Genomic DNA, 748 nt, shown 5'->3' on the forward strand with positions numbered 1-748 from the left:
AACAATAAGTATCCCACACAATGATACATTTATCGATGCAGAAGAACATTGTAAAAAAAATCGCATCTGATGTGGATAATTATGCTGCTTTTTCAGAAAAACGTTATCAAATGATCTGCCAAATACAAAATTTTTTAAAAGAAGGCTGTAGTTACCGTGAAATTGCCAAACGTATGGGAATAGGTCGCAACACAATTGCAAAATATCGTAAAGGTGATCCAAAAGAATTAAGTATGTATGGAATTCATCAAAGCAAACTTGATCCATTTCATGATTTTATTATAGATTGTCTTAAAGAAGGATGGAGTAAAAGCAAAACTGTAAAGGCAATATACGAAAAAGGATATTCTGGATCCAAAAGCAATGCTTTTGATTATTTGTGCAAAATAGAGCAAAAAGAAAATAAATGTTTTGAGCCACAGCCATATGTCAGAACAATGACGGAGTGTTTAAAATACAAAACCGGCAGTAAGGGAAAAGATAAAGATTATATTACACGAGAAGGTGTGTTTAGGTACATGTGGATGAATACTGAGCTTTCAGATAATCATAAGGAATATATTTATGAAAAGTATCCAAATATTTGGGAACTTCAATGCTGCATAAGAGAGTTTAGAAATATTTTTAAAAATCATAATGTGCCAATGCTCTATTTATTTGTTGAAAAATATAGTAAAAATCTTCTTAAACCCTTAAGAAGTTTTGCTGAGGGATTAAAAAGAGATATAGATGCAGTTGAAAATGCTGT

At 31.0% G+C, this 748-nt stretch carries 1 pseudogene; it reads left to right on the forward strand.

The features are described from left to right. Positions 1–35: 35 nt before the first annotated feature. Positions 36–748 (forward strand): annotated as a pseudogene (locus ACTNC6_RS16150) (hypothetical protein); the annotation flags it as partial.

Origin of the sequence: Blautia sp. HCP3S3_C4, assembly GCF_052064095.1 — a bacterium.
Lineage (GTDB): Bacteria > Bacillota > Clostridia > Lachnospirales > Lachnospiraceae > Blautia_A.